Below are 26,709 nucleotides of genomic sequence, written 5' to 3' on the forward strand. Positions count from 1 at the left end.
GTCGGGGCTGGTCAGGACAGGCGACGGGCGATCGCCGGGATCACGATGGCGGCCGCGACGACGTGGGTCAGCATCAGCAGCACCTTCGTCGTCGTGGTCGCGTCCGCGGTGATGTCCGGGACCAGCGACAGCACGGTGAGCACGATGGTCGTCCGGACGAACACCGTGCGCGGGCGACGCGCCGCGAAGCGCAGCACGACGGCGAGGACGAGGCCGACCACCGAGAAGATCACGGTCAGGACGGCGAAGCCGAACGCCGGGATCGGCGCGCCGCCGACGACCGGGCTCATCCCGAGGACGTCGGCCGCGGCCGCGACGGTCGTGGTCGCCGCGCCGGCGACGCAGGCGGCCCGGAGACCGTCGCCGATCAGCGGCGCGACGGGCGTCTTCTCGGTGGTCGGCTCGGTCGTCGTGGCGGCGTGGGCGGCGGTGGTGACGGACATCGTGGCCTCCGGTGGTGTGGTGACCGGCCCCGTGCCGGTCCCTCACCTCCACGACGAACGGGGTCGACCACTTTTCGACACGACCTGAGGAAAAATCTTCGGCGGACTCGTCAGGCCCCGTCGTAGAAGGGGTGCCGCACCGTGTCCCGCGCCGCGACCAGGCGCTCCACCGCCGCCCGGTCGCGCCCGACCGCGGCTTCCGCCACCGCCGCCGCCACGGCCGTGCGCGCGTTGGCGCAGACGGTCGTCTCGTCCTCCGCGGCGGTGTCGAGCCACAACGACACGAGGACCAGCGTGTCCTGGTCGGCGTCGATCGTCCCGCTCGCCACCACGTCGAGCACCCCCCGCGCGACACCGGCGCCGCACGCCCCGAAGATCAGTTTCTCGTGGCGCTCGTCGACCGGCGCGATCTTGTTCACGACCACCGTCGGCGGGTGCACGGTCTCGTAGGACTGCTGGTCGGGGCCGACGCTCGCGAGCACGGGCGTGAAGCCGGCGGACGGGTTGGTGAACGCCCCGGCGACGACAGCTCCCGTCGCGCTGCCCCGACGCGCGAGCAGGACGTTGACGTGCACGCCGTTCGGCGCGGCGCCACCCCAGCCCTGGGCGAACCGCCCGTCGATGTCCTCGGCTGCCATGGCTCCCTCCTACGCCGCCAGCCGGACGTCGTCGCCCGCGGGGGCGACGCCGGCCAGGTGCTCGTCGAACACGACCACGCCCCGCTTGAGCCGGCCGGCACGCATGTCGACGAAGGCGTCGCCGATCTGGTCGAGGCGGTACGACCTGGTGATCATCCGGTCCAGCGGCAGAGCGCCCGCCGCGTACTGGCGCAGGATCGACGGGATGTCGACGCTGGGACGCGACGACCCGTAGAGGCTGCCGGTGATCACCTTCTCGTCCCGCACCAGCTCCGCGCCGGGCAGCGAGGGCCGGGCGCGGACGTCGGGGATGCCGACGCACACGATGGTCCCGCCGGGGACGGTGGCCGAGAACGCCTGGCCCAGGATGCCCTCGCCGCCGGCCGCGTCGACGGCGACGTCGGCGCCGCCGCCGGTGAGGTCGCGGATCTGCTCGACGAGGTCGTCGGACGGGACGAGCCCGTCGGTCGCCCCGAACAGCCTTGCCTCGTCGAGCTTGGCCGCGACGGGGTCGACGACGAGGATCTGCCCGGCGCCGCTGACACGTGCGGCCATGATCGCGCTGAGGCCGACGCCGCCGGCGCCGAAGACGACGACCGAGCTGCCGGGCGCGACGCGGGCCTTGTTCACGACCGCGCCGTAGCCGGTGAGGATGCCGCAGCCGACGAGGCTCGCGATGCCCAGCGGGATCTGCCGGTCGATGCGGATGGCGCTGGAGGCGGGCACGACGGCGTGCGTCGCGAAGGTCGACAGGAACGAGTAGTGGCTGACGGGCTGGGAGCCCCGGTGCAGGCGGACGGTGCCGTCGAGGAGCGTGCCGGCGAACATGGCCGGGGCCGCCGCGGTGCACAGCACCGGCCGGCCGGAGACGCAGTGGCGGCACGTGCCGCAGCTCGGCATCCAGGACAGGGCGACGTGGTCGCCGGACGCCACGTGCGTGATGCTCGCCCCGACGCGCTCCACCACGCCGGCGCCCTCGTGGCCGAGCACGCAGGGGGCGGGCGAGGGGATGCGTCCGGAGTGGGTGTGGGCGTCCGAGGCGCAGATGCCGGTGGCGGCGAGGCGCACGAGGACCTCGTCGTGGCGCGGCCCCGACAGGTCGAGCGACACCGTCTCCAGTGGCTCGTTCGGCGCGGTCATGAGAGACGCGGTGATCTCCATGTGGGGTGACTCCATCGAGGAAGAACTGATCGGGAATCGTGGGAGCCGACGTGCCGGTGGTTTCACACGGGGATCGCGGAGAAGTGCTGCGCTTCTCTCGGTGCGGTCCTGCTCATCTCACGTCGTCGATCCTGCCCGAGGCCTGCCGCGGACGGCAGTGACAGATCCTCCAGGCCTGGTGAAGCATTGCTTCATGCCGATCGACCCGCACCGCCTCCTCGTCCTGCGGGCGGTGCACCGGACCGGGAGCGTGCTCGCGGCCGCGACGGCGCTGCACATGAGCGCGTCGGCGGTGTCCCAGCAGCTCGCGCGGCTGGAGACGGAGGCGCGGCTCCCCCTGCTCGACCGCACGCAGCGCGGAGGTGGGCGGACCGTGCGCCTGACCGGCGCCGGCCTGGCGCTCGCCCAGCGCGCCGACGACGTCGCGGTCGCCCTCGCCGAGGTCCAGCGGGAGGCCGACCGCCTGCGCGAGGGGACGTCGGGCACCGTGCGGGTCGGCGGCTTCGCGACGGCGCTGGGGCATCTCGTCGTGCCGGCCATCCAGCAGCTCGCGTTCACCGACGCGGCCCTGGAGATCCAGGTGATCGAGGTGGACGAACGGCGCGGCACCGATCTCCTGCGCGCCGGCGACCTCGATCTGCTCATCGGCGAGCGCTACACCGAGAGGACGAATCCGGCGTCGGCGCCCTATCCCGGACTGATCGAGGACGAGCTCTACCGGGAATCGTTCCGCATGGTCTACCCGGAACTGTGGGCGATGCCCGGTGGCATCGAGGAACTGCTCGCCGGGACCTGGGTGACGTCGCCGGAGGACCGCCCGACCCGGCAGATGCTCGACCGGCTCTGCGCGCAGTACGCCGTCGAACCGGGCCACCAGCACATCTGCACGGAGTCCCGGACGATGCTCGCGCTGGTCGCCGCGGGCCTGGGTGCGGGGATCGTGCCCGACCTGACCCTGTCGTACTTGCGCACCGAAGGCGTCAGCGTCTTCGCCTCGGCCGTCGACGTCGGCTCGCGGGTGCTGACCGTGACCGGGTCCCGTCGGGAGCGGCAGAACTCGGCGCCCCGCCGGTTCATCGCGGCCCTCCAGGAAGTGATCGGGCGGCTGCCGGCGTCGAGCGGGGTGGTGTGACGAGGACCGATCACGCGGCCGTCGTCGGCACGGTGGGCAGTTGCGCGGGCAGGGTGTGGCGGCCGGTGAGGCGGGCCCGGGTGCCGTAGTGCTCCTCGCGCCACGCCGGGGTGTAGACGGTGTCGAGGTAGCGCTCGCCGAAGTCGGGCGCGAGCGTCACCGCCGTCATCCCCGGCCGGCCGTGCTGGTTCAGCCACGCCTGGGCACCCGCGACGACGGTGCCGGTGGAACCGCCGAACAGGAACCCGCGCATGGCCAGGCGCTGGCACATCCGCAGCGTCTCCGACTCGGAGACCACCACCACGTCGTCGACCAGGGAGCGGTCGAGCGCGGGCGGGGTCATCCCCATGCCGAGGCCGGGGATCCGCCGGGTCGCGGCCGGTCCGCCGAAGCTCACCGAGCCCTCGACGTCGATCGCGACGACCGTGACGTGCGGGCGGTGCTGCTTGAACCAGCGCGCGGTGCCCATCAACGTCCCGCAGGTCCCGGCGCCGACGAACACGACGTCGACGTTCGGGAAGTTCGCCGCGATCGCCGGGCCGGTCTGGGCGTAGTGCGCAGCCGGGTTCGCCGGGTTCTCGTACTGGTTCAGCGAGATGGCGTCGGCGTTCCCGTCGCAGATCCTGGCGACGTACTCGCGCCGCGCACCGAGCAACCCGGTCTCGGGGTGCGGCACGTCGACGACGTGGACCTCGCCGCCGAACGCCTCGATCAGCCGCCGCGTCTGGACGTTGCAGCGGTCGTCGGTGACGCAGATGAAACGGTAGCCGCGGTTGGCACAGACCATCGCCAGGGCGACACCGAGGTTGCCCGACGACGACTCGACGACGATCGACCACGGCCTGAGGCGGCCCTCCGCCTCGGCGGCCGCGACCATGGCGGCCGCCGCCTTGAGCTTCACCGAGCCGGCGAAGTTCATCCCCTCGACCTTGAGGTACAGGTCGTGCCCGACGGTGGTGCGCAGGTCGACGAAGAGGTCGTCGGTGTTGTACTGCTGGGGACCGGTGATGACGGTCATGGCGACCTCCTCGACTCTGCGCTGTCCCGGTGCGTGCTCCTGATCTGTTCGAGAAGCATGGGTTCCGGGGACCGCCGCAGCGATGGTGTGACCACCCGAGCCAGGTGGGGCTGTCCCCCGACCCCGCGTCCCGGCGCGCCGGAACAGCGCCTGGTCGTCGCCGCACCATCGACCCCTTCCGGAGTGAGCCGCTTCACATTACTCTGCCGTTCGGGCTAGCCCGGTGAGGCGACAGGGGGAACAGTCGTGGGCAACTCGGTGATGGGCGATCTCTCGAGCCAGATGCGTGCGGCGCTGCACCGCGTCCAGGACTGGGCCTATCCCGATCAGATCGATCACGAGACGTACCAGGCCTACATGAAGACCCCGCACGACGTCGGTGGTGAGCCGGACGCCCCCGCCTTGTTCGAGGACAAGGAGGAGGAACAGTGGGAGCTCAACACGTTCGTCACGTGCGAGGTCCTGGGATGGCGGGGGATCTGGACATCAGAGGAACGCCGACGGATCGGGAACGTCGATCTCGGGCGGACGAACTACCTCGGCCTGCCCTACTACGGCCGCTGGTTGTGGGCGATCGCCCGTGTCCTGGTGGACAAGAGGCACATCACGCTCGGTGAGCTGATCGAGCGGGTGAGCGAGGTCCGGGATCGTCACGCCGGCGGCACCGGCGGACCCATCGATGCCGCGCCCCGCACGACCGGGGACATCGAGGCGGTCGCACGGAACCGTCACCACCTCGATGCCGTCGGCAAGGGTGATCCGCAGTGCTTCGCCGGCACGGCGGGCACGCCCGGGTTCGCGGTCGGCGACGCGGTGTCCGTGCGCGAATTGCCGACCATCTTTTACACGCGCACGCAGGAATACCTGAGGGGCGCGAGCGGAACGGTGGTCAAGGTCTCCTACGAGAGCCTGGCGCCGGAGGACGAAGCGTTCGACCGGGAAGACCAGGAATCGGAGTGGTTCTACATCGTGCGCTTCCGCCTGGCTGACCTCTGGGAGGCCTACACGGGGTGCGCGAACGACACGCTCCAGGCCGAGATCTCGGAGCGGTGGCTCCGACCGGCGGTCTGAGCGGCCGCATCGACCGCGGGGACGAGGAGGGAGACGGAATGGCGGAGACGGACCTGGACGGGTCGGGGCACGACACGCACCAGCACGCCGGCACGGCACCGATGGTCGAGGAGGTCACCGACTTCGAGGTGCTGGAGATCGCCCTGCGAGAGCTCGCCATCGAGAAGGGCCTGTTCACCGCCGAGGACCACCGGCGCTACACCGAGCACGTGGAGCAGCTCGAGCCGGCGGCCGGGTCCCGGTTCGTCGCGAAGGCCTGGGTCGATCCGGATTTCCGGCGGCTGGCACTGGACGACGCCATCGCCGCCTCGCAGGAGATGGGCATCGACTGGCTCCACCCGACCGGATTCGGCACCCCCAGTGACTTCACCGCGTTCGAGCTGCTCGAGGACACCCCGACGCTCCATCACGTGATCGTCTGCACCCTGTGCTCCTGCTATCCCCGCCCGATGCTGGGCATGTCACCGGAGTGGTACCGGACGCCGAACTACCGCCGCCGCATCGTGCGCTGGCCGCGTCAGGTCCTCGCGGAGTTCGGTCTCTACCTGTCCGAGGACGTCGAGGTCCGCGTCGAGGACTCGAACTCGAAGCACAGGTTCATGGTTCTCCCGGTCCGGCCGGACGGTACGGAGGGCTGGAGCGAGGAGCAGCTCGCGGAGATCGTCACTCGCGACTGCCTGATCGGGGTCGCCCTGCCCAAGCCCGGGGTCACGTCGAACGCGACCCGCCCGCTGCATCCCGCGATCCGCCCGGTGACGAGCGACTGAGCCACGGGGAGAGGACATGACGACCGACCACGACATCTCCTCCGTCCGCGTACGGACGCTGGAGCACATCGTCGAGCGCGGGCAGACGTGGGAACGGATGGCAGCGCGGTATCGCGTCACCAATCCGGTGCCACCCTGGAAATCCAGTCTCGACGCCACGTGCGACGCGCTCGACGAGGAGGGCGCGACGCTGCCCCTGCTCACCCGTCGCGACGACGAGGACCGGATGTCCCGGGAGGTGTACACCTCCCTGCCCTACCCCGAGAACCAGCTCGTCGCCTTGGCGCACTCGCTGGTGGCCCGGAACGTCGTCGACGAGGACGAACTGGCCGCCCGCCTGGAGGCGGTACGCGCACGACTCGACGCGGCCGGGGCCTGATCCGGCCCCGGTGGATCGTGCCGACGTCGTCCGACCCGGGGGAAAGGTGGAGCCGCCTGTCGGCATCCAACCGACGAGCTGCGCATCACCACGAGGCCCCTCGGGGCAGCGGCCTGATGGTCCGAGTCGTCTGGATTCGTCAGCACTGGCTGCGGGGGACGTATCCCTGCTCGCATCCGTCCTCGGTCTGCTGGTCACCCGAGGACGTGCACGCCCGCCGCGCGGGTGCTCGCCGAAGAGGGCCGGCCAGTCGACAGGTCCGTCGCAGCGCGCAAGTGGGCGCGTCATCGCGGGTCGGTCAGTTCGATCCAGGTCGGCGCGTGGTCGCTGGTCTTCTCCTTGGCGCGGACGCCGCGGTCGACGCCGGAGGCGACGAGCCGGGCGGCGACGGCCGGGCTGAGCATCAGGTGGTCGATGCGCAGGCCCGCGTCGCGGCCGAACGCGTTGCGGACGTAGTCCCAGAAGGTGTAGATCCGCTCGCCCGGGTGCAGCGTCCGCAGCGCGTCCGTCCAGCCCTGCGCGGCGAGCCGGTGGAACGCGTCGCGCACCTCGGGGCGGAACAGGGCGTCGTCGACCCAGCGCTCCGGCTTGTGGACGTCGAGGTCGGTGGGCATCACGTTGTAGTCGCCGGCCAGGACGACCGGAACGCCGCGTGCGAGCAGGCTCGCGGCGTAGCCGATGAACGCCTCGAACCAGGCCAGCTTGTCGTCGAACTTGGGACCGGGAGCCGGGTTGCCGTTGGGCAGGTAGAGGCAGCCGATCACGATGCCGTTCACTATCGCCTCGATGTAGCGCGACTGCCCCGGATCGGGCTCGCCCGGGAGACCGCGTCGGGTCTCCGCCGGCGACTCGCCGCGAGCCAGGATCGCGACCCCGTTCCAGCTCTTCTGTCCCAGCCAGACGGCCTCGTACCCGGCGTCGCGAAGGGCGGCCGCGGGAAACTTCTCCTGCGGCGCCTTCAGCTCTTGAAGGCAGACGACGTCCGGCCGGGCCTCCGCAAGCCACTCCAGCAGGACCGGCAGCCGGCCGTTGACGCCGTTCACGTTGTAGGTCGCGATCTTCATCTCGTCGGTGCGCCTCGTCCCACCGTCACCACGACCAAGGCCAGCTCGCGCACCGCCACGAGGTCACGCTATCCGGCTGGCATCAGGCCGCGGCCGGTGGCGGACCGGGTCCGCTCGGTCCCCGGGCCGGCGGGCTGCGAGTCATCGCTGGTGGCGGGCAGAACTCGGTCAGGGAGACCAGTCGGCGCAGGTTGATGAGATGCCCTCCAGCGCGGCCCGGTCGTCGATCGGCGGCCGTCCACTCGGACCACGCGCCGGTGGCCGTGGCGGGATCGACGGCTCGAGCAGCTCCCACAACCGATCATTGACCAACGCTGCCGCTTCGACCTCGCCACGAACGGCGATGAGGTCTTGCTCGACCTCCCGGAGCGGCGCAACGACCACCCAGAGTTCTGAGACCAGGTTGAGCACGCCCTCGGCGAAGTGTTCGCCCTGAGCACGCGAACTCGTCTGCGCAGCTCTGACCCGCGGAGTCGATGTCATACCGCTGACATGCCTGCATGGTGTCGCGTGACTGGTGGGGGTAGTCGAAAGCGATGGAGTGGCGCGATGACGGACGCGCAGAGCGCGACGATTGCTTCGAGAGCTCCGAGGCTGGCGAACCGACACTCCGGTCCGCGTCGCGGTCCTCGCCCGGCCCGGGGCTCCCGCCCTGCGCCTACGGCGACGGGGAGCCGGTGTCCAGCGACGATCCCGCGCGCACTCCTTCGAGCTGATGCCGTCCACTGAGCACCCCTCACGACCTCGTTCTCTGCATCTGGCGAGATTGCGAGAGCGAACCCTCGAACGCCGACCGCGACATGATCAATGGGGAGGCCCCGCGATGGACACCAGCGATGACCGGGTAGACGCTCGCCACACCGGGGACGGCCTCGATCCCAAGGTCGACCGACCGAGGCCGTCGATCACTGATAGACGGACCGGCACCCGGGTGATCACGGCTGGTCCCATTCTCCACGCGACGGCCGCGGCTGAGCTGCGCCGCGTGGCCAAGGCTCTCTTGGCCCACTCCGACCACCCGCTCCTGATCGACCTCACGGCCGTTCGCTATGCCGAGTTCGCCGCCTCGGTCGTGCTCCGCGACCTGGCCTACGAGGCAGGCGACGCGGACGTCGATCTTCGCGTCGTCCTCGACCCCGCAGCACATGAGGTGGCCCGGGCAGTCCTCGACGACGAGACGCTGTTCGAGATCTATCCCGACCTCGCCACTGCTCTGCCACACACCGCCAACGCCGCCGGACCACCGCCGGCCACGACGCCGGTCGCCCTCTCACTCGGACACAGCGCGGAACACCGTCCGGCGGCGGTATCCCTGGAACCGTCGCTCCACTATCGTGCGCGTTCGTCGTCAGCGCCTGGCTCGTGGTCGTGACGTCGAGAGCCTCTCGCAGTTCGAGGGCGGGCGCGTCGCCATCACAGCGCTCCGCCGGTCCCGGACCGACATCCGCGGTCGGCGCTGCGGGATGAGCAGGTGTCATGATCGAACGCTTCGGTTCCCCGCTGGTGCACACGAGCGACCTGGACGAGCTGGTTGCGAAGGTCAACCAACTCATGTCGAACCACACCGTGGCTCCGTCGCGCCGGGGGGAGTTCACCGCTCGCGTCGATGGGTTCCAGGGCCCGGGACTGTCGATGCTCCGTCTGGATTACGGGGTGCCGCTGCGGGTGCGCGCCGACCCGCTCGATGACTACCTCGCCGTGTGCCTGCCGTTGACAGGGTCGATGGAGGTGGCCCACAAGGGGGTGTCGTTCCAGGCTGCGTCGGGAGCCCATGCATTCCTGGGCACGCCGGACGGGGAGCTGGTCATGGACTGGGACGGGCAGCTGACGCTGCTGGTGCTGCGGGTCGAGGTCAGCGATCTGCGGCGTCTGGCCGCCCAGATGATCACTGAATTGCCGGGTGAGGTGGACGGGCTGACGTTCGACCCGGTCTTGGACTCCGCCACGGTCACCCCGGCGGCACTGAGTCAGGCCCGGCTGCTGGGGACACTGGTCGGGGCTGCCCAGGACGGGCAGGTCAACCCATTGGCAGTCGCCCAGCTGCGGGAGCAGGTGCTGGGCACCCTGCTGCTGGGCCAGCCGAACTCGTGGTCGCGGGTGCTGCGCTCGGGCGCCCCGTGGCACTCAGGGCGCTCCGCGATCCACGACGCCGCCGAGTACATCGGCCTGCACGCCCACGAGCCGCTGAGCGTTGAGGGGATCGCCCGCGCGGTGGCGCTCTCGGTGCGGGCGTTGCAGGCCGGGTTCCGTCGCGAGTTCGGCCTCACCCCGAAGCAGTACCTCCAGCAGATCCGCCTCGATCGCGCCCACGACGAGCTGCCGCCCACGGCCCTGGCGTGCGGGTCATCGACGTCGCTCATCGGTGGGGATTCACCAACTCGGGACGGTTCGCCGCCGCCTACCGGCGTCGCTTCGCCGCCGCCCCCTCGGCCACCTTGTCCGACGCGACTTCGCCCTGAGCCCACCTCGTCCCCGCCGCGAACAGCGGGTGGCAGCACCCGGCGGCTGGTGCGGGTTCCGGCCCGGCGACGCGCGGATTCCGTCTCGGGATCGCCTAAGTCAGCCCCTACGGTCGTGTCCGCAGGCCCAGTGCTCGCTCACGCCGCCCCCACCACACCCTTGTCGTCACGGCCGAGACGAGTGGGGCAGCACCGACGCGAGGACAGCGCTGCTCGGTCGAGAGGAGACGGCCGAGGGCTGCCCCGTGGTCCGTCCCCTTCGTGCATCCGGCCGGTCCCGGCCTGCCACAGGACCGGTGGAAACGAGAGGTGACGGGTGATGGCAGACGAACGCCGAGAGCGCTCGGTCGCGATCCTGGCCACCGACGGCGTCGAGCGGGTGGAGCTCGAAGCGCCCGCGGTGCGGAGCCCGCACCGAGCTGTTGTCGATCCACGACGGCGAGATCGCCCCCGCCACGAGCGCCTGACCCTCCCCGGCTCCCGAGAAAGGACACGAACGTGGACTTCGTCGAGCGGCCCGAACACCTGCCCCGCTCGCACCGCGAGGCGATGCAGGCCCTCACGGTCCGCATGCGCCAGCCCGACACTCGGGGCCTGATCACGTTCGAGGACCTCGTTCTCCACCGGCTCCTCGCCACGCCCGAGGGGCGCCGGGAGGCCGGCGCGTTCGTCGAGGACTGGATCGGCATCCTGCTCGCCTACGACGCGCAACGGCAGGCGGACCTGGTGCACACCCTGGGGGTCTACCTCGACCAGGGCGGCGACTACGACGCCACCGCGGCGGCGCTGCACATCCACCGCTCGACGCTGCGCTACCGCCTCCACCGCATCCGGGAGCTGTCGGGGCACGACCTCGGCCACAGCGACACCCGGCGCAACCTGCACGTCGCGGTGCGGGCCGCCGTCGTGGCCGAGCCGGCCGTCCTGCCCACCTCGGAGTGAGCGACACGGGAGGAACGGCGGCGCTCAGGGCCGGAAGACCGGCGGACGCAGCGGCGTGGGGCGCCACGACGCGGTCCGCCACCACAGCCCGCGGGGTGTCGGCCATGTGGTTCCCGTTCAGAGGCTCGAGTAGAGGGCGGCTTCGACGTCGCCGTAGAGCTGCCAGGCTTCGTCGGTGATGAAGGGCAGGGAGTTGGTGTAGATCGACGCGCAGACACCGGTCGAGCGGTCGACGAAGAAGTGCGTGTTGAACAGGCCCGCCCAGGCCCCGGTCCAGGCCCGACGGGCGCCCGGCAGGTCGACGGTGTTGAGCAGCAGGCCGTAGCCCCACGTCCAGCCCTCCCCGAGGGTGAGAGTGCCGGTGATCGGAGGGTCGGCGCTCTCGATGGCCGTGGGCATGAGAGCGCCGTCGAGCTGGTCGGTGAAGGCGGCGTCGACCGTGGCTTCGTCGAGGATGCGGACCCCGTCGAGCTCGCCGCCGCGCAGCAGCGCGCGCTCGAAGCGAATGTAGTCCCGCGGAGTGGAGTGCAGCCCGTGGCCGCCGGCCCACCACTGGGGATCGTCTGGCAACACGTTCCCGGCGGAGCCCCAGGTGCCGTCCTGACCCTGCACGTGCACGGCGGCCTTGTTGCCCTGGCGCCCGTCGTCGAGGGCGAACATGGTGTCGTCCATCCCGAGCGGTCCGGTGATCCCCTCCTTGATCACGACGTCCAGGGTCGTGCCGGCGACCTCCTCCACGACCTTGCCCAGCCAGTCGGTGTTGATGCCGTACTCGAACTTCGTGCCCGGGTCGGCCACCAGGGGCGCCCCGAACGCCGCCAGGTCGCCCGGCACGACGTTGGGCAGACCGGTGACGTCCTCGTACTTCTTGAGATCGGCGTTCCAGAACCAGTACGACAGCCCCGAGGTGTGGGTGATCAGGTTCTTGACGGTGGCCTGCGACTTCGGCGCGCGCAGCCTCGGGGTGTCGCCGTCGAAGCCGTCGAGCACCTGGAGCTCGGCGAACTCGGGGACGTAGTCCGCGACCGGCTTGGTGAGGTCCAGCTCGCCGCGCTCCACCTGCTGCAGCGCCGCCGTGGTCGCGACCATCTTGGTCATGGACATGATCCGGAAGTGGGTCGAGGTGGAGACCGGCTGCGGACCGGAGTCGGTCAGACGGACGCCTGCCGCGCCCTCGTAGATCACCCCGTCTGCGTCGGCCGCGATGGCGGCAACGTGCGGCACGCCGCCGCGCTCCACCGCGGACGACAGCACGTCGTCGATACCGGCTCCGTCGATCGATCTGGGCACCTGGGCCTCCTCGGTTGGCGTCGCTCCTGATCCAAACCGGGAAGTGACCCAGGTCTCCCACCCCTCTGGGTGGTCGTCTCGGGCCCGGACGCACGCAGCCTCACTGCAGAGCGATCGGGACCACCTGACGAGAGGACCTCACGGTGACGACATCAGCTCCTGAGAACACGAGGGAACCCGCCGCGACATCGGAGGTCGACGCTGTCGTCCTCGGCGCCGGGGTCGCCGGGCTCTACCAGCTCCATCAGCTGCGCGAGCAGGGCTTACGCGTGCGGGCGTTCGACGCCGCCGGAGACGTCGGCGGAACGTGGTGGTGGAACCGCTACCCCGGGGCCAGGTTCGACTCGGAGGGCTACATCTACCAGTACCTGTTCGACGAGAGCCTCTACAAGGACTGGTCGTGGAGCCAGAAGTTCCCCGGTCAGCCCGAGATCGAGCGGTGGATGCACTACGTCACCGATCGACTCGGCCTGCGGGAGGACATCCAGTTCAACACCAGGATCACGGTCGCGAACTACGACGAGGACCGCGGACGGTGGCTGGTGCACACCGACCAGGGTGACATCGTCGACACCCAGTTCTTCATCTCGTGCGCGGGGATGCTCTCCGCGCCGCTGAAGAACATCCGAGGCACCGACGACTTCCGGGGAGAGCTCGTCTTCAGCTCCTCCTACCCCGCCGAGGGCCTCGAACTGGCCGGCAAGCGCGTCGGCGTGGTCGGGATCGGCGCGACCGGCATCCAGATCATCCAGTCCATCGCCGGCGAGGCCGGCCACCTCACGGTGTTCGCGCGCACCCCGCAGTACACGTTGCCGATGAAGAACCCGACCTACAGCGAGGAGGATCAGCAGGCCTACAAGGCGCGCTTCGAGGAGCTGCGGGAGACCATCCCGCACACCTTCACCGGGTTCGAGTACGACTTCGAGCACGCCTGGGCCGACTGCACCCCGGAACAGCGCGAGGCGATCCTGGAGGAGATCTACCAGGACGGCTCGCTGAAGCTCTGGCTCGCGGGCTTCGGCGAGATGTTCTTCTCGGAGGAGGTCTCCGAGGTCATCTCGGAGTTCGTGCGCGGGAAGATGCGCGAGCGGCTGCGCCACGACCCGCACCTCGTCGACACCCTGGTGCCGACCGACTACGGCTTCGGCACCCATCGCGTCCCGCTGGAGAACGGCTACCTCGAGGTCTACCACCGCGACGATGTCGACCTGGTCAACGTGCGGAACAACCCCATCGCGCAGATCACCGCGACCGGTATCGAGCTCGAGGACGGCACGCACCACGAGCTCGACGTCATCATCCTCGCGACCGGCTTCGACGCCGGCACCGGAGCCCTGACCCGCATCGACATCCGCGGGCGCGACGGCCGCTCTCTAGCCGACGAGTGGGGGCGCGACATCCGCACCACCATGGGTCTGGCCAAGTACGGCTACCCGAACCTGCTCACCACCGCCGTGCCCCTCGCACCCTCGGCGGCGTTGTGCAACATGACCACCTGCCTGCAGCAGCAGACCGAGTGGATCACCAACGCCGTCAAGGACCTGCGGGCGGAGGGCAAGACGACCATCGAGCCCACCGCCGAGGGCGAGGACGCCTGGGTCGAGCATCACGAGGAGGTCGCGAGCGCCACGATCGTGCCGCGGACCACCTCCTGGTACCTCGGCTCGAACGTCCCGGGCAAGCCACGACGCCTGCTGTCCTACATCGGCGGGGTCGGCACCTACCGCCAGAAGTGCGACGAGGAGGCGGCCGCGGGCTACCCGGCCTTCACCCGCCGCTGAGGGGCGCCCACGGGCGGCGCCGACCGGGTCGGGCCGCCCTGTCCACCCTCAGTCCGCGACGACGCCGGCGCGCCGTGCGACGGCGACGGCCTCCGTCCGGTTCGCGGCCCCGAGCTTGTTGTAGATGCTCTTCAGGTACCACTTGACCGTGTTGACGGTGACGGCCAACGACTGCGCGAGCTGCTGGTTGGTCCGGCCGACCGCGAGCATCTCGAGGATCTCGACCTCGCGACCGCTGAGGTCGAACCCACCCGTCACGGGACTGTCGTCGAGCGAAGCGAGCCCGGCGAGCACCTCGGGCGAGCACGGTTCCTCGGTGGGCACCGGCCAGGAGCCGGCGCGGCTGCGGGCGAGCAGGCGATCCACCACCGCCGCGACCGGTGGCCCGCCGTCGAGGATCAGTTGCGGAGCGCCGGCCTCGAGGACGGGTCCGACCACCGCGGCCAGCGTGCGCTCCGCGGCGAGACGGCGCGCGGCCAGCTCCTGGGTCGCCGCGAGGCGCACCGTCACCGCTGCCGCGGTACGGCGCTGGCCGCGTGTCGCGGCGTCGGCGACGACTCCCTCGAGCAACGCCGCGGCCCGGTCGTGCTCGCCCTCGGCGGCGTGGACGGCAGCCAGACCCGTGGTCCGCAGCTGCTCGATGACGACGCCGATCCCGCCCCGCTGGTCCAGGCCCTCCGGGAGTTCGCGGACGACCCTGCGCGCCTCGCGCACGCGGCCCGCCGCCACCAGTTGGTCGATCCGTTCCACCCCGACCGCCGCACGCAACCGGGGCAGGTCCAGGCGCTCGGCGACGCGGTGGCCCTCCGCGAGCAGTTCCGCGGCCTCGGTCGGTGCGCCGCGGCGGGCCTTGATGCGCGCGAGCAGCGCGTAGCTCGCGACCATGAAGTCCACGACGCCGCTCTCGGCGCCGAGCTCTCCGCTCTCGACGAGCAGCCGCTCGGCCGCGTCGATCTCGCCGCGCGCGTAGTGCAACTCTCCGAGCAAGGCCCCGGCGAGCTGTGCGGCGTGCGAGCGGCGTCCCGCGGAGGCCCTGGCCAGCTCGACCGCGTCCTGGAAATGCTCCTGGGCGCCGCGCACGTCCAGCTGCTCGAAGGCGGCGACCCCGGCGAAGCAGCGCCCGTACACGCCGGCGAAGGGTCCCGTCGTGCGGTCGTGGAACGGACGCGCCCACCGCTGGCGCTCCTGCGCGGCCTCGTGGCGCCGGGCGTAGATGTCGCAGAAGGACTGGATGTTCGCCGCGACCGCGACCACCCACGGCCGGAACCTGCGGGGGTGGTCCAGGCTGCGCCGGACGAGCGACTCGGCGCGCTCGGTTCGATCGCCGTAGATGTCGATGCAGGCCTGGACGACGTCGGCCTCGTTGTGCAGGTCGTCGTCCCGGTCGGGGGTCGGCAGGACGGGGCGCAACAGGTCCAGGGCCGCCTGCGCCTCACGCGTGCGCTGGAGCAGGCAGTTCGCCCACGCGACGGCCATCAGGAGCGCAGGCCGGTCGTCCGCGGCCGTGGCCGGCAGCCTCCCGATCAACCCGAGCAGGCTGACCATGCGGCTGTGCTCGACCAACGGCATGGCGTGCGCTTCGACGAGATCCGTCGCCCGCACCACGTCGCCGGCCGCGAGCGCGTGGGTCACCGCTTCGGACACGAGTCCGTGGTCGGCGAACCACGCCGAGGCGGTGACGTGCAGAGCAGCAACCCGGGGGTGCTGGTCGCGCGCCAGCCGCCGCCGCAGGTGGTCGGCGAACAAGTGGTGGTAGCGAAACCACTCACGTTCGTCGTCGAGAGGACGCAGGAACAGGTCACGGCGCTCGAGATCCTCGAGCATCGCCTGGCCGTCGGCACGGCCGGCGAGTGCACCTGCGAGATCGCCGCAGAGCCGGTCCGCGACCGACGTGGCCAGGAGGAAGTCGAGAATCTCGGAGGGGAGCGCGTCCAGGACGTTCTCGGCGAGGTACTCCCCCACCGAGTGGTGACGCCCCGAGAACCCGCGGATCAGCTCAGCCGGGTCGGCGGCCGCGCGCAACGACAACGACACGAGCTGGAGCGCGGCGACCCAGCCGTCAGTGCCCTCCGAGAGCCGCGCGACGTCGTCACCGTCGAGCCGCAGCCCGTTGAGCTCGACGAGGAACTCTCGGGTCTCGGGGAGATCGAATCGCAACACCTGTGCGTCGAGCTCGATGAGCTGCCCTCGGACCCGTAGCCGGCTCATCGGCAACTCCGGACGACGTCGACTGGTCAGCACGACCGACAGGTTCGGCGGCGCGAAGTCGAGCACGTGCACCAGAGCCCGATGAACATCCGCGTCCTCGACGAGGTGCCAGTCGTCGAACGCCAGCACGACCGACCGGTCCTGGGCGGCGATCCGCTCCAGCAGTACCGAGAGCGTGTAGCCCTGCATGTCCTCGGCGTTCTGCTCGATCAGCTCGACGAGATCGCCGATCACGTCCTCCTCGGCCGGCACGGCGCGCCGGACCGCCTCGAGCAGGTGGGACAGGAACCAGTGCGACGCGTTGTCGTCCCGGTGCAGCCCGAGCCAGGCAACGACCGCACCGCCAGCCCGCATCCTCTCGAGCCACTGCACGGCCAACGTCGTCTTCCCGTACCCCGCCGGCGCGTGGATCACCGTCAGGCGGCGTACCCCGCTGTCCTGCAACAGGCCCAGCAGCCGACTCCGCTCGATGACGTTGTGGACGTGGGCCGGTGCGCGGAACCGGACCGAGGCGTCCTGCGGCACCGCACGCCGTTGAGCGACCGTCATCAGCAGCCCCCGTCCTCGACCGAGTGACGGACACCACGTTCTCACCCTCGATGCACCTCTACCCACCCTTTCGGGTGGGCTGGACCCCGGGACGCCGCGCGACGACTCGGCTACGGGCTCAGGCAGCACGAGCCGCACTGCGGGGTTCGCCCCGGGTCCGGCGGAGTCGGGTAGCTGGGATGCTGGTCGCGTGATCCCGCTCGGCAGGAGGGTGACGTTGCCGCGCGCGCCTGGTGCGGGACGTCGAGGAGGCCATGGAACGACCGTCGACGACATACGTTCCACGACTCGTTGCACGAAGGTCGGCCAGAGGGCTGTTCTTGAGGACGGAAACAGCCTCTGACCTACGGAGCCGCCTGTCGGAATCGAACCGACGACCTACGCATTACGAGTAAGTGCCTCACCGTGAGCGGCATCCTCTCTGCGTCCAGCGGTGCACGTCAGCGGTCACACCAAGCTCAGCGCCGCACAGGAGGCGACGGTGTTTGAGGCCACGAAGGAGGCCACGTGTGGCCATCCATGTCCGGGCCTTGCAGTCCTGGGCGTACCGACTTCTCGGGGGTGGAGGCGGCCGCGGGCCTGATAGGTAGTGGACGGCTTATGGGAAGGCTCGGGTGAACGTCGTGGCGTCGCTGGCATGACCGCGCTCTCGGAGGCCGCGCCCCCACCTCGCCTCCGTAACGGACGACCTGGGCAAGAGCGAGAACCCGCCAGAGCCGGGAGCGGTTCCGGCCTGAGCCTGGGGGACCCATGACCTTGTTCGCGCGCGATCGATCTGCCACTACTCGCGGGAGTGCCGAGCGGTCAGGAGTGCGGCCGGACTGGGCTGTGCGGGAGCAAGCCGGGGACCAGCAGCGCCTCCAGGCCCTGCTGACGCGCTTCGAACAGGCACAGACCGGAGCTGGCGGCGATGTCGAGGTGCGCGCCGCGGTCCTGGCGATCGCGCAGGCCGGCGCTTCGCCCGACTCGCCGGTGCACGCACCGAGCAGTCAGCGATTCGTCCGCGAGATGATGGATTGCGGAGGCTCGTGGGATGACAGTCGACCGTGGCGCTGGATCGCCGCGGTCACCGACGGCGCGGCCCGCTCGAGCAACCTGATGCTGGTAGCCCACGCGGCGCTGTTCACCTTCTTCTACAGCAGCGTCATGGCTCCCACGTTCGGGCAGGGCGACTTCCACGACATGCGGATGTGGGCCGCCCCTGACCAGGCCGCGGCCGCGGTCTACACCGCCGCGCTCGCCACCCTGCCGCGGCTAAACCCCGACACCTACGTCGTGCACCATGACGACACCAACGCTATGCAAGTCCGGGACGTCCTCGGCGGCTGTGCGCTGGCCGCGCAGAAGCTGACTAGCTACCTCAATCAGCCGACCCTCGCCGTCGTCAATCAGGTCCTGGGCCGTCGCTGACTTGCCGCTCGCTTGAGCTGCGGCTGCAAACCGTCGCAGAGGCGGGTCACGGCGCGACCCCGTTGGTAGAGACCCGCGGTCGTGAGAGGTCAGGCCACGGCAGGTCCGACGGATCGCGAGAGGTACCGCGGCATGGACCGGCGAGCCCTACCGAAGCAGCGACCACCGCCTTCGATGCTGGTGCAGGTCGTCGGCTAGACCTCTACCTGCAGGCGCGGAGCCCGTGTTCCCTGATGCATCTCGCGTTGAGGCCGAACGGAGCCATGGGCGGTAACACTCGAGATATGTTTCCGGAGAGGTAGGCTCAGGGGGCGTAGTGGCTCCGTCGTGCTGTACCGCGGCCGCCGAACCGGTGGCCGGTCGACTACGCCGATCGGGTCAGCAGGGCCCTAGGTCGAGCGCGAGCAGGCGAGCCAGACGAACGCGTTCGTCGGGCCGTGCCCAGTTCTGGCGGGCGTCGAGAAGGTCGATCGTCGCCGAGCTGAACGTCGCGCCGACCGGTCGCGCGTCGGTAGTGCGCCCGAGATAGTGGTCCAGGGCGGCGTTGCCGGGGCTCACGGCGGGGTTCGTGTTGGTAGTGCCGCCGGTGGACCCGAGCGTGATGGCCGCGTAGCTAGGCAGGGGCGGGGTAGTGCTTCGCGGAAGGACCGTGGGGTTGTCATGGCGCAGTCGTTGGCGGCCCTGCCCGTCCCGGGTGTTGAGCAGAGCGGTCAGCGCGGTGTTGTTCCGTCGCGACAGCTCGGTGCGCAGGCTGGCCAGCCGTGGGTTCTCCAACAGCAGCCGCCCGTGGGTCGCGCGGTCGAGCGCGCCCGCGATCGTCTCCTCGTTGGGATTCACCACAGGGTCTTGGTGCAGGGTCTCGTGGGAGAACGTGACCCCGAGCAGACGGAAGTCCTCGTAGCGGTACCGCTGGTTGAACGTGATTGTGGGCTGGCTCGAGTCCGCTGACGGACCCACCCAGGCGATGGCTCCGTCGCCAGTGGGGCCGAAAACCACTCGGCGGTACACGCCGGCGCGCACCGTATTCATCGCGTATTCCCCAGGAGAGCCGGCCAGCGACGCCAACGCGGCTCGCAACTGACGGTCGGGAACGACAGCTTTCACTCGTGGGTCGGCGTAGGTCGCGAGTCCGTTGGCCAGCGCCACGGGCCCCCGGCGGCGGAGCGTGCTGGTCAGCGCAGCGAGGAGTTCCGCGTCGGAGATCGTTCTCGCCGGGGCGGGCTGCATCGGCGGCCCCGGGTAGGACGACGTGCTCTGCAGACTCACATCCCTCGGGGCGAACGGTGGCCGACGGAGCACCGCGGCCGGATCGCACTAATCCCCCGAATCCCACGCCGGCAGGGCGGCAGCCGGCCCTCTCAGGTCCGCCCGCGCGTCGGTCGGCACGGCGGCGGCCGATCCACCGGTCAGTACGACCAGCAGGGCCACCAACAGCGCGAGATTCGGTGCGCTCAACCCCGCGACGCCGTGCCACCGTGCTCGGACGCCGCCGGGATGAGCACATCTACGAGCCGACGCACGCACCATCATCGAAGACGCCCCTCACAGCTCGACGACCGAGGGGTCGCCGGAACACGAAGGCCGACGGAGAAGATGGCTAACCGGCCCCGTCGGCCGTGCTTCTAGGTCTGGGCTGACCAACGACGCCGCAACAAGACGGTCACGGATGAAGCACTAGACGTGTAAGGAACAGCGCGCTAGTGAGCTGAAGCGCCACGGGTTCAGTGGGGGTGGTTCGCCCGGGTTCGGCGGGAGTCGGGGCGAACCAGAACGACCTGGTCCCCTGGCCCTGGGGTGCTACGCCCTTGACCGGCGGGGAGACCTGCCCTACCCCTCCCTGGAGGTCGCCTGCGGTGCGGGGGCAGCGAGCGCCCCGCGATCTGTAACACCCACATCTCGATTGACGACGTGCGAGTAGCCACATCGACGGTTGCCGGAGACTCTGGGGGTTGTGTGACATCAACGGGCGTAAGTCGTGCCGAAATGCTCGAGACAGTCCAGCGGTTCGGCGAGCGCCGGAAACAGCAGGGCGACATCTTCGAAGAGGCTCCCGCCTTCGACTTCGACGCCTACTCCTACGTGTACAACAATACGCTCGTCGTAATCGCAATCTGGGGCGAGGACCCGAAATCCGCGATCAGTGTCTTCGGCTGCGCTCGAGTGGGACTTGTGCCCACCCTCGACCTCTACAGATATGTCGCTACTTGGCGCACCTCGGTCGGCATTGGCGCTCCCTACGTCGTTGAACAAGACGGGTTGGCGGCAGTGATGTGCGACAGAGAAATCCCAGCTGGACTAGTATCTTCAGATACCTTGCGCCTGAACATTGCTATTACAGTTGACCTGCTGCAAGAGACACAAGCGGCGCTGGCGGCCGACCTTGCGCGTGCTGACGGATACCGTCTAGAAGAAGTCTCAGATCGAGTACGAGGGGCCGCGGTCAACGTTATCGACTGGTGGACCGTGAGTGACCCGCGAATTTCGTCGCTCATTGGTCTCGGCGCCTAGCCCGGAGAGAATTCTCCTTGGCGAGCCGAGTGTGTCGCCTGTCCGGGCGTGACCGCGCGGCACGCCGGGCCGAAGGCAGGAGGCGGCGCCGCAGCCAGCCCGTCCGGCCCGACGCAAGGACATACAGAAAGTCTTTACAGCTTCGGGAAGCATCTGATCCGTAGTTATGTGCCTACTGCGCGCATGCCAGGTTTGCTGGTCACCAGCGGGCACCACGGGTGATCCACTAGGCGTCACGGGCATTAGAGGGATGCAGTTCGTGGATCAGCTCGTGGATCGAGATCAACTAGAGATCATCGGCCTGGGCCCTGCGTGAGAGCTCACTCCGGCCGCTGCAGTGAAGATGCCGGTGGCATTCGCGGGGTGGTCAGCCGCCAGCGACCGGTGGGAGCACCTCGACCACCGCGCCATCGGGAACGACGACCGAGCGGTCGTGTACGGCGACCTCATCGAGCAGGAAGCTCGCCGCCGCCAGCACCCGGGCCAGGGCCTCGCCGTGGGACGCGGCTAGAGCCGCGATCAGGCCGTCGACGGTGGCGCCGGCGCGCACAGCTACCACCTCGCTTCGTGTACCGGCGGCGGTCTTGGCTCCACCGAAGTAGCGCACGGTCGCGGTGCCAGCGCTCACGGAGTTCGACACATCCTTTCCTTGCCCGCCCGGTTCCTGCCGTGGGCGGCGCTCACGCTCGGGCAAGCCCGGTCATAGCTCGGACCTGCCGTTCCTACGGTCGGCGTGCGCACCGTGCGGCCACCGCCGAGCCGGGCAGCCGGCCCGGCGAGTTCATCGTCGTATTGACGTCCATCGCCTCGACAGGGTCGATAGTCCGTGCTCCGGCATGACGTGTCGCCCGGTGCAGGCCGCCGTCGCAGCTGGCGTCGACCCCGAGGGTGTCGGGCCGACCACCGCTCGTCGCCACGCGCAGATCAGCACGAGGACGGTCCTCGAGCGCCGGTCGCGGGTTCAATGTACGTAGCTAGCTGCAGTAGATAGTGCGATATCGTAGTGTCTGGCTACGGCCGCGATCTCAGAGGCGGAGCAGGTGCTGAGCATCTGTTCGCGCCTCTCTGCTGAATCGGAGCAATCGGGCGATACGATTTTTCGAGGTGTCAGTGGGTAACTGATCGGGAGAGAAACTCAGCAGGACTCGGAGGAAAAATAGAAGCGCCAGGGCCAGAAGGACGGGCCGCTACGACGCCGAGGAAGTAGACCGGGTCGGGGAGCCTCTGCGTCACGCTCGTCACAAGTACCGCCCGTTCAACGCCGTACCGGCTGCGGCTCGTGTGTCCAGCCGTGGCAGCTCGGCGCGGAGATCGAGTAGTAGTTCCCTCGCAACCTCTGCCGTCTCGAGCACTACGTGGACCGCTCTCGTTGTCGTTTGGCGAAGGGGGCATCGTGAGGTAGCTTCTCGGCGGCCAGCTCGTCTACTGAACTGTTTCTGGGCCGTGGATATCGGCAACAGCCGTTCCGAAGTCGGTTCTTCTCCATCAGTCGGCTTCGGTGAGGGTCAGCCCGATGGGGAAGTGGTCGGAGTAGCCGTGCTGGTCGACCTTCTTGCCCATGCCGCCGAACATCCGGGGTTTGCGGTACTTGCCCTCGAACGTGTCCGGGTATCGCAGGATTTCCACGCTTCCCGGTTGGACGCTGATCCTCGCCGCGGTGCCGATCATGTTCTTGTTGACCAGGAACTGGTCGAGTTGGTTGGGCACGCCCTGGTAGTAGAAGCTGCCGTCGGGCGCCCCGGCCAGGGGCCACATGAGGTTCCAGAAGTAGGGGTTGTCGGCGTCGACGACCTTCTGGTGCTGGCGGGTGGCAAGCGCGTGGATGCTCAGCGAGGTGTCGAATGGTTCGTCGTTGAAGTCGCCCATGGCGATCGCCGGGGTGTCGGGGCCGAGGACCTCGAGGGCGCGTTGGTGGAAGTAGGCCAGTGTCTCCCCGGCGATGTGGCGGTAGCCCGCGGACTCGTACTGGCCTCCCGAGCGCGAGGGCCAGTGGTTCCCGAAGGCCACCAGCTTCGTGCCCGCGGCGGTGGTGAAGTCGACCTGCACGATGTCGCGGGTGGCGTTGCGACGCATCACCACGTGGAAGAACACCTCGCCGGGGGTGAGCAGGGTGGTCTCGTGGAGGAACGCGACGTCGATGCCGCGGGCGTCCTGGGTGTCGGCGTGCACCACCGCGTAGGACCGGTCGGGCAGCAGCTGATGCACCGCGTCGACGAGCAGGTCGAGCACGAACCGGTTCTCGACCTCGCACACCCCGAGCAGGTCGGGGCCTTGGGCGTGGTTCATCTGCGCGATCACCGACGCCAGCTGGGCGACCTTGCGGTCGCGCACCGCCGGCGTCCAGCCCCGGATGTCCTCCCCGATGGCGCGTTTGACCTTGTCCGGACGACGCTCGGGCGGGGCGTTCTCCTCATCGAAGAGGTTCTCGAGGTTCCACCACGCCACGTAGTACGAGGTCGCCATCGCCTACTCCCCCCGCCGAGCTCGCCCCCTCAAGCCAGCACTTCACGCACAGCCAACAACCGGCGCCGTCACCGACACAGGGCCGAACGGGGAAGACGTGACGCCGTAGGAGTGACAGTCGCCGCCGCCCCACCGCGGGAGGCACACGCTCTGCGAGAGATGCCCCCACCCAGCCGGGCCCTACGGGCCCGAAGTGTCGGGAGCGGGGCCCCCGCTATCGCGCCTGCGGCGCCGAGGTTGAGGATCATCCGCTACGAGCTCCGATGCCGGTGGGCCCGAAGCTGGTCAGCCTCCACCTCGAGCTGGGCGAAGAGGCCCTGCCAGTATGACTCGGCGTCCCCACTCAGCGGCGCCACAGCCATCGCGGAGGCAGCCCGCGGGCCTGCTGATCGGCCACCGGCCTCGTCGCCTCGTCGACCGCCTCGGCGGGCAGTCCAGCGCCCACAACCTTGCTCTGCTCGTCGTCCATGAGCCGAACCTGCACCTGAGCGCTCACATCGACGCACCGTTTCGAAGGACCGACGTGGGCTCACCTGCGGGCAGGATCCGAGGACAGCCACCCGCCGCGGACGGAGTACCGGTGAGCGGGTGCACGGCGCGACGCGCCGCGACGCTGATTTCACGTGGACTCAGCGGCGAACACGTGCGTCGTCGCAAGGTTGTACGCCCGCCAATGCGGGGGTCAGGTCGATCGGTCAGTGGGCGCGGTGATAGGCCTCGGTGATCTCGCGGGGAATGCGGCCCCGCTCGTTGACGGTCATGCCCTGCGTGCGGGCCCACTGCCTGATGGCCTGGTTCTGCTCGCGATCCACGCCGGTGCGCCCACCGGCACCGTCGTGCTGGTGGCGGCGCGACTCGAAGCGCGGCCCCGACCGCCCAGCAGCGCTGGTCCGCCGGCGCCCGCCGGTGCGGCGGGCGTGCTCGACGAACTCGCCCAGGCCCTCGCGCAGCGCACGCGCGTGGTCCTGCGACAGGTCGATCTCGTAGCTCACGCCGTCCAGGCCGAACTCGACGGTCTCGTTGGCCGGGCTCTGGTCCAGATCATCGAGGAGGGTGACGACAGTCCGCTGCGCCATCGGCTTCCTTTCGCGCCCGGGTCAGGGTGCTCCGGAAAGCCCCACCCGTGCGCCACTGGCCACACCGATCCCGAGCAAGACCGACGATAGGCCAGGAGTGCTGGTCACCGCTCGTGCGGCGCCCTCTCGTGTTCAGCTGTCCCGCTTTGCCTGGCGCCCTCGGGCTCCGCGCGCTCCCCGGCGCCATCGCCACCGGCCACCTCACCGCAGGGCACTGGGCCACGAGAAGCGGGGAACCCGGCGGGCAGCAAGAGGGGTCGGGCCGTGCTTACCGGGCTTCGTCAGCTGCGTCTTGATTTCGTCAGTCGAGCCGACTGCGGTTGGGCGTTCCGGTGATGCCGAACCGCAGTCCCGCGGCGTCCACGTCGCCGATGCCTTGCTGGCGGGCGTCGTCGTAGCCGGCCTGGATACGCGCCTCGATCGAGGCGCGGGAGAAGTCGGCGGGGTTGGACAGCTCGGGCGGGAGGCTGGAGGTGACCACGTTCAGGTGATCGATCTTGCGGTGAGCGCGCAGCCGCTGAAAGACCGCGTCCTGGTGGATGGTGCTGTCGGCGGGGAGTTCGTCCTCGATCCGCGCGAGCAGGTCGACGACGTCGTTGATCTCGTCGAAGAACCGGCTGTCGAGGGCGAGCCGGCTGGTGTACTGCAGCTGCGCCACCCGCTGCATCACCTCGGGGAAGGTGCGCGGGATCGGCGCGTTCATCGAGGAACAGCTCGACGACGATGAGCTCCCGCTCCACTGCGCGCGACCCCCCGCCCGCTGCTCGAGCGGGTTGATCGCCGGCCCGAGCGGGGTGTTGGATAACAACCCGCCGTCCCAATAGTGGTCCGCCGCGAGGGTGCCCCGACTGTCGTCGTCGCGAAGGGCGGCCAGCGCCCGGTCGATGCTGGCGAGCAAGCCCGGCGTCGCAGCGTCGCCGGGGGTGCGGCCGGCACCGAGGAGCGCGAACGACGCCCGGTGGGCGTCGTCGTCGAACCCGCCAGCACGTGCAGCGCTGCCTCGGCGCGCCGATCCCCATCGAGAGCCGCGGCGAACAGCCGGCCGACCTCGCTGCGGCGAGCGTCGCGCCCGCAAAGGGAGCCGTCGATGGGCTCGCTCCAGGTGTCGTGGTCGTTGGTCGTCATGTCGGGTTGGACGCAGCCGGGCCGACGTCCGTTCCCGCCCGCGAGGTGCGGGCGGGGACGGTCGACGGTGAGATCACCCCGCGGGTCTACCGGGCGGGGTCGTCCTGCCGCGCCGGACGGCCGGCGAGGTGGGCGCGGATGGTGGCCTGGCCGCGGAGCGCCCGGGACTTGACGGTGCCCTCGGCGATCCCGAGCAGCTCGGCCGTCTCGGCGATGCTGAGCCCGTCGAGGTGGAGCACCTCGAGCACCAGGCGTTGCTCGCGGGGCAGCACGCGAGCAGCTCGGGCAGCAGCGCGGCAGCGTGCGCCCGGTCGACTACCGCACCCGCCGGGTCGCCGGGGTCGCTGCGCTCGGGCCGGTCGTAGCGGTAGAACGCCCCGACCGGCACCGACCGGTCCGTCCGGCGGCGCCGGGCGGCGGTGATGGCCTCGTTGACCGTGATCCGGTGCAGCCACGTCGACACCTTTGCCCGCCCGAGAACGTCGCCGCGCTGCGAAGCACGCGCAGCCACACCTCCTGCACCACGGCCTCGGGGTCCGGCTCGACCACGCCAGCCCGCGCACCACCCCGAGCAGGATCCGCTGGTAGCGGTGCACCAGCACCGCGATCGCCTCGCGGTCCCCGGCGACGTGGTCCGCAAGGAGCCGCTCATCGGTCCGGGTGTCGGTGCGCGGGTCGCTGGTCGGCTGATCAGGCTGGGTGGTCATGGTGGGCTCCGACCGGGAGGAGAAGGTCGGGGCTGGTGGGCCCCGGGGCGGTGGGTGCGAGGCGCGTGCGCCTCCACCGCCCGAAGGGCGCCGAGCGGGCCGTCGAGACATCCCTGGGCCTCGCGCGGTCAAGTCGCCGACTCCGATGGACTCCCGAGACCGAGTCGCGTGACTGGGCCCGGCGTCCTGGCGGTGGAGGCGTTCTTCTGCCTCCACCCCGGGGGCGCCGCGTCCGCCCGCGGAGGCTCACCAGCCAGGGTCGAAGAGCAGAAGATCTCTCGGGCCGCGCTCGACGATCAGCAGAGCCGGCCCGTAGGGCCGCCGTCATGGCGCGGTGCGAAGAAGTTCTGCGGCCCTTGCTGGTGAGAGGCGGGCGGATCAAGCTGCCGGGTGCTGACGACGGCTGAAAGCTGACCCCTTGGCGACGGGTGAATCTGGACCCCCTTGCCGTTAGTGAGGGGTGCTGAGCGTGGAGGACTGGGCGGAGATCCGCCGGTTGCACCGGGCTGAGGGGATGC

At 70.1% G+C, this 26,709-nt stretch carries 25 protein-coding genes; 10 read left to right on the plus strand and 15 right to left on the minus strand.

Going from position 1 to position 26,709, the window contains the following annotated elements:
- Positions 1-11: 11 nt before the first annotated feature.
- The 3 genes from PGB27_RS28420 to PGB27_RS28430 form a co-directional block, all read right to left on the minus strand.
- Positions 12-443, minus strand: coding sequence for a DUF6069 family protein (locus tag PGB27_RS28420; protein WP_274203817.1), 432 nt, complete (start codon positions 441-443; stop codon positions 12-14).
- A 110-nt stretch (positions 444-553) separates the two neighbouring features.
- Positions 554-1,081, minus strand: a complete 528-nt coding sequence (locus PGB27_RS28425; protein WP_274203818.1) for a formaldehyde-activating enzyme — start codon at positions 1,079-1,081, stop codon at positions 554-556.
- Between the two features lie 9 nt (positions 1,082-1,090).
- Positions 1,091-2,221 carry a zinc-binding dehydrogenase gene (locus tag PGB27_RS28430; RefSeq protein WP_274203819.1) on the minus strand — a complete coding sequence of 377 codons (1,131 nt, stop codon included), beginning with the start codon at positions 2,219-2,221 and terminating at the stop codon, positions 1,091-1,093.
- Positions 2,222-2,435: 214 nt separating this feature from the next.
- On the opposite strand from PGB27_RS28430, the gene PGB27_RS28435 reads away from it, so the two are divergent.
- Positions 2,436-3,374 carry a LysR family transcriptional regulator gene (locus PGB27_RS28435; protein WP_274203820.1) on the plus strand — a complete coding sequence of 313 codons (939 nt, stop codon included), beginning with the start codon at positions 2,436-2,438 and terminating at the stop codon, positions 3,372-3,374.
- Between the two features lie 10 nt (positions 3,375-3,384).
- Here PGB27_RS28435 and sbnA read toward each other — a convergent pair whose 3' ends face one another.
- Complete coding sequence (gene sbnA / locus PGB27_RS28440) at positions 3,385-4,392, minus strand: 2,3-diaminopropionate biosynthesis protein SbnA (protein ID WP_274203821.1); 1,008 nt, start codon at positions 4,390-4,392, stop codon at positions 3,385-3,387.
- A gap of 246 nt (positions 4,393-4,638) precedes the next feature.
- Between sbnA and PGB27_RS28445 the strand changes: the two genes are divergently transcribed.
- Genes PGB27_RS28445 through PGB27_RS28455 form a run of 3 tightly spaced genes read left to right on the plus strand, consistent with a single transcriptional unit; the run spans position 4,639 to position 6,609 of the window.
- Complete coding sequence (locus tag PGB27_RS28445) at positions 4,639-5,463, plus strand: SH3-like domain-containing protein (RefSeq protein ID WP_274203822.1); 825 nt, start codon at positions 4,639-4,641, stop codon at positions 5,461-5,463.
- A 38-nt stretch (positions 5,464-5,501) separates the two neighbouring features.
- On the plus strand, positions 5,502-6,230 hold the full coding sequence (gene scnC, locus PGB27_RS28450) for a thiocyanate hydrolase subunit gamma (RefSeq protein WP_274203823.1): 729 nt from the start codon (positions 5,502-5,504) through the stop codon (positions 6,228-6,230).
- 16 nt (positions 6,231-6,246) lie between these two features.
- Positions 6,247-6,609: a hypothetical protein gene (locus tag PGB27_RS28455; protein WP_274203824.1), complete on the plus strand. Its 363-nt coding sequence runs from the start codon at positions 6,247-6,249 to the stop codon at positions 6,607-6,609.
- A 284-nt stretch (positions 6,610-6,893) separates the two neighbouring features.
- Here PGB27_RS28455 and xth read toward each other — a convergent pair whose 3' ends face one another.
- Positions 6,894-7,673, minus strand: a complete 780-nt coding sequence (gene xth / locus PGB27_RS28460; protein ID WP_274203825.1) for an exodeoxyribonuclease III — start codon at positions 7,671-7,673, stop codon at positions 6,894-6,896.
- Positions 7,674-7,841: 168 nt separating this feature from the next.
- Complete coding sequence (locus PGB27_RS28465; protein ID WP_274203842.1) at positions 7,842-8,084, minus strand: hypothetical protein; 243 nt, start codon at positions 8,082-8,084, stop codon at positions 7,842-7,844.
- A 412-nt stretch (positions 8,085-8,496) separates the two neighbouring features.
- Between PGB27_RS28465 and PGB27_RS28470 the strand changes: the two genes are divergently transcribed.
- From PGB27_RS28470 to PGB27_RS28480, 3 genes are all read left to right on the plus strand, one after another.
- A complete protein-coding gene (locus PGB27_RS28470; RefSeq protein ID WP_274203826.1) occupies positions 8,497-9,045 on the plus strand; it encodes an STAS domain-containing protein in 549 nt (182 codons plus the stop codon).
- 104 nt (positions 9,046-9,149) lie between these two features.
- Positions 9,150-10,445, plus strand: a complete 1,296-nt coding sequence (locus tag PGB27_RS28475) for an AraC family transcriptional regulator (RefSeq protein WP_274203827.1) — start codon at positions 9,150-9,152, stop codon at positions 10,443-10,445.
- Positions 10,446-10,630: 185 nt separating this feature from the next.
- Positions 10,631-11,074 carry a PucR family transcriptional regulator gene (locus PGB27_RS28480; RefSeq protein WP_274203828.1) on the plus strand — a complete coding sequence of 148 codons (444 nt, stop codon included), beginning with the start codon at positions 10,631-10,633 and terminating at the stop codon, positions 11,072-11,074.
- Between the two features lie 117 nt (positions 11,075-11,191).
- Here the strand turns inward: PGB27_RS28480 and PGB27_RS28485 are convergent, their stop codons facing one another.
- Positions 11,192-12,364, minus strand: a complete 1,173-nt coding sequence (locus PGB27_RS28485; RefSeq protein ID WP_274203829.1) for a serine hydrolase domain-containing protein — start codon at positions 12,362-12,364, stop codon at positions 11,192-11,194.
- A gap of 143 nt (positions 12,365-12,507) precedes the next feature.
- Here PGB27_RS28485 and PGB27_RS28490 point away from each other — a divergent pair, with 143 nt between their 5' ends.
- A complete protein-coding gene (locus tag PGB27_RS28490; protein ID WP_274203830.1) occupies positions 12,508-14,145 on the plus strand; it encodes a flavin-containing monooxygenase in 1,638 nt (545 codons plus the stop codon).
- Between the two features lie 48 nt (positions 14,146-14,193).
- Here the strand turns inward: PGB27_RS28490 and PGB27_RS28495 are convergent, their stop codons facing one another.
- A complete protein-coding gene (locus PGB27_RS28495) occupies positions 14,194-16,902 on the minus strand; it encodes a LuxR C-terminal-related transcriptional regulator (protein WP_274203831.1) in 2,709 nt (902 codons plus the stop codon).
- A gap of 828 nt (positions 16,903-17,730) precedes the next feature.
- Here PGB27_RS28495 and PGB27_RS28500 point away from each other — a divergent pair.
- Positions 17,731-18,312, plus strand: a complete 582-nt coding sequence (locus tag PGB27_RS28500) for a hypothetical protein (protein WP_274203832.1) — start codon at positions 17,731-17,733, stop codon at positions 18,310-18,312.
- 378 nt (positions 18,313-18,690) lie between these two features.
- Here PGB27_RS28500 and PGB27_RS28505 read toward each other — a convergent pair whose 3' ends face one another.
- Positions 18,691-19,578, minus strand: coding sequence for a hypothetical protein (locus PGB27_RS28505; RefSeq protein ID WP_274203833.1), 888 nt, complete (start codon positions 19,576-19,578; stop codon positions 18,691-18,693).
- A 717-nt stretch (positions 19,579-20,295) separates the two neighbouring features.
- Here PGB27_RS28505 and PGB27_RS28510 point away from each other — a divergent pair.
- Positions 20,296-20,820, plus strand: coding sequence for a hypothetical protein (locus PGB27_RS28510; RefSeq protein ID WP_274203834.1), 525 nt, complete (start codon positions 20,296-20,298; stop codon positions 20,818-20,820).
- A 367-nt stretch (positions 20,821-21,187) separates the two neighbouring features.
- Here PGB27_RS28510 and PGB27_RS28515 read toward each other — a convergent pair whose 3' ends face one another.
- From PGB27_RS28515 to PGB27_RS28540, 6 genes are all read right to left on the minus strand, one after another.
- Positions 21,188-21,448 carry a MoaD/ThiS family protein gene (locus PGB27_RS28515; protein ID WP_274203835.1) on the minus strand — a complete coding sequence of 87 codons (261 nt, stop codon included), beginning with the start codon at positions 21,446-21,448 and terminating at the stop codon, positions 21,188-21,190.
- Between the two features lie 857 nt (positions 21,449-22,305).
- Positions 22,306-23,283 (minus strand): endonuclease/exonuclease/phosphatase family protein, encoded by a 978-nt coding sequence (locus PGB27_RS28520; RefSeq protein WP_274203836.1) that lies wholly within the window; start codon positions 23,281-23,283, stop codon positions 22,306-22,308.
- A gap of 343 nt (positions 23,284-23,626) precedes the next feature.
- Complete coding sequence (locus tag PGB27_RS28525) at positions 23,627-23,752, minus strand: hypothetical protein (protein WP_274203837.1); 126 nt, start codon at positions 23,750-23,752, stop codon at positions 23,627-23,629.
- A 226-nt stretch (positions 23,753-23,978) separates the two neighbouring features.
- Complete coding sequence (locus PGB27_RS28530; protein WP_274203838.1) at positions 23,979-24,359, minus strand: histone-like nucleoid-structuring protein Lsr2; 381 nt, start codon at positions 24,357-24,359, stop codon at positions 23,979-23,981.
- 301 nt (positions 24,360-24,660) lie between these two features.
- Positions 24,661-25,257 (minus strand): DUF3734 domain-containing protein, encoded by a 597-nt coding sequence (locus PGB27_RS28535; protein ID WP_274203839.1) that lies wholly within the window; start codon positions 25,255-25,257, stop codon positions 24,661-24,663.
- A 313-nt stretch (positions 25,258-25,570) separates the two neighbouring features.
- Positions 25,571-26,302: an RNA polymerase sigma factor gene (locus PGB27_RS28540; protein ID WP_332843893.1), complete on the minus strand. Its 732-nt coding sequence runs from the start codon at positions 26,300-26,302 to the stop codon at positions 25,571-25,573.
- Positions 26,303-26,709 lie beyond the last annotated feature (407 nt).

Origin of the sequence: Actinomycetospora lemnae, assembly GCF_028737315.1 — a bacterium.
In the GTDB taxonomy this organism is placed as follows: domain Bacteria; phylum Actinomycetota; class Actinomycetes; order Mycobacteriales; family Pseudonocardiaceae; genus Actinomycetospora; species Actinomycetospora lemnae.